We start from the raw sequence: 2,280 nt of genomic DNA, 5'->3' as shown, positions 1-2,280 counted from the left end.
ACCTCGGTCTGATTGAGGCGCTTTCCGAACGCCCGCCCGAAAGGCGTCCGATGGTGGTGGCGCACGAATTGAGCGTCCATACGCGAGCCGCGCTGGAGAGCGGTCTATTTCAGGCCATCATCAATCAGGACGCCGGTCACGAGGTTCGCAGCGCCATCCGCACGCTCCGTTCGCTGGCCGATCAGCGGACCCTCATCGAAGGGCAGGAACACATTCGCATCGAGATATATCTGCGCGACAACCTACCTTGAGCGCCGGAATCTTGGCTGCCCCCTCTGGCGTGGCGGTTCGTTCTGATATACGTACATCAGAAATTGTTGCACTGGGGTGGAACAGAACATGGTCACCGGATTTTTTGGCGACATAAAACCGATCCGGTATGAGGGGCCTGGCTCGGACAGTCCGTTGGCCTACCGCTTCTACAACAAAGACGAGCTCGTGCTCGGCAAGCGTATGGAGGACCATCTGCGCTTCGCCGTGGCCTACTGGCATTCTTTCGCCTGGGAAGGCAGCGACCCGTTCGGTGGCCAAACGTTTGACCGCCCGTGGTTTGGTCCAACCATGCAGCACGCCCAACTGAAGGCCGACGTAGCCTTCGAAATGTTCTCGTTGCTCGGCACGCCCTATTATTGTTTCCATGACGCTGATGTGCGCCCTGAGGGCAACAGCTTCACCGAAAGCAAGGATCGGCTCGATGAGATCGTCGACATTTTTGCGCAGAAACAAAAGCAGACCGGCGTGAAGCTGCTCTGGGGCACCGCCAATATGTTCTCCAACCGGCGCTGGATGGGGGGCGCCGCCACCAACCCTGATCCCGATATCTTTGCCTATGCGGTGGCCACGGTTAAGGCTTGCATGGATGCCACGAAGAAGCTCGGCGGCGAGAACTATGTTCTTTGGGGCGGTCGCGAAGGCTACGAGACGCTGCTCAACACCGACCTGAAGCAGGAGCGTTTGCAGGCCGGCCGCTTCCTCTCAATGGTCGTCGACTACAAGAAGAAGATCGGTTTCAACGGAACCATCCTGATCGAGCCAAAGCCGCAGGAACCGACCAAGCACCAATACGACTATGACGTCGCGACAGTCTATGGCTTCCTTAAGGAATTCGGGCTGGAAAACGAGGTCAAGGTCAATATCGAGCAGGGACACGCAATCCTTGCCGGCCACTCGTTCGAGCACGAACTGGCATTGGCCGGGTCGCTTGGCATCCTTGGCTCGATCGACATGAACCGCAATGACTACCAGTCGGGTTGGGATACCGATCAGTTCCCGAACAACGTGCCCGAAATGGCGCTGGCCTATTATTATATCCTCCAGGCCGGCGGACTGAAGTCAGGCGGCACCAATTTCGATGCAAAAATCCGCCGCCAGTCGCTCGATCCGCAAGATCTGCTGATCGCCCATATCGGCGGCATGGACGCCTGCGCTCGTGGCCTCAAGGCTGCGGCGCGAATGATCGAGGACGAGRCTCTGTCAGTCCCTCTGGCCGAGCGCTATGCCGGCTGGAAGACCACCGAGGGCGAGGCCATGCTGTCGGGCAAGCGCACGCTTGAGGAAGTGGCCGAGCGCGTGGTCAAGGAGAAGATAGAACCGCAGCCAAAATCCGGCCGGCAAGAACTGCTCGAAAACATCGTCAACCGTTACGTGTAAGGTGCGATAGGCGATTTCGACCACAGATCACTCGCGCATACGGCGAGCTGGCGGAATGGAAGGTGAACGTGGGCTGCAATTGGCTAGATTTAGGATGACATCAATCTCACCCGCAAGGTGATCTTTAGATCTTGTCCAATCTGGAACGACATTTCGGCGCGAGCGCGCCACGGGAGGAAGTGCATGAAGACGATCAAGGGCCCCGCGATTTTCTTGGCGCAATTTGCTGGCGACGCAGCACCGTTCAATTCGTTCGACTCGATCTGCAGATGGGCCTCGGACCTTGGTTACAAGGGTGTCCAGATTCCAACTTGGGACGCACGGCTAATCGACCTGAAGAAGGCTTCAGACTCCAAGGACTATTGCGATGAGATCAAAGGCGTCGCCGCCTCGCATGGTCTGGAAGTGACCGAGCTCTCCACCCACTTGCAGGGTCAGCTGGTTGCTGTTCACCCAGCCTATGACACCGCGTTTGATGGTTTTGCGGCCCCGGAAGTGCGCGGCAATCCCAAGGCCCGCCAGGAATGGGCTGTTGACCAGGTCAAGCGTGCGTTGCGTGCCTCCAAGCATCTGGGCATCAAGGCCCACGCCACCTTCTCCGGCGCGCTCGCCTGGCCCTATGTCTACCCT

At 58.4% G+C, this 2,280-nt stretch carries 2 protein-coding genes and 1 pseudogene; all 3 read left to right on the top strand.

The window, feature by feature from the left end:
• Positions 1–251: pseudogene (locus AC1DUU_RS29895) on the top strand (LacI family transcriptional regulator); the annotation flags it as partial.
• Between the two features lie 88 nt (positions 252–339).
• On the top strand, positions 340–1,650 hold the full coding sequence (xylA, locus tag AC1DUU_RS29890; protein WP_476786939.1) for a xylose isomerase: 1,311 nt from the start codon (positions 340–342) through the stop codon (positions 1,648–1,650).
• A gap of 183 nt (positions 1,651–1,833) precedes the next feature.
• A partial coding sequence (locus tag AC1DUU_RS29885; RefSeq protein ID WP_476786938.1) for a sugar phosphate isomerase/epimerase family protein occupies positions 1,834–2,280 on the top strand: 447 nt, incomplete at its 3' end.

It is taken from the genome of Aminobacter sp. P4_H6_2, from assembly GCF_056400805.1.
This window is presented reverse-complemented; position numbering and strand designations above follow the sequence as displayed.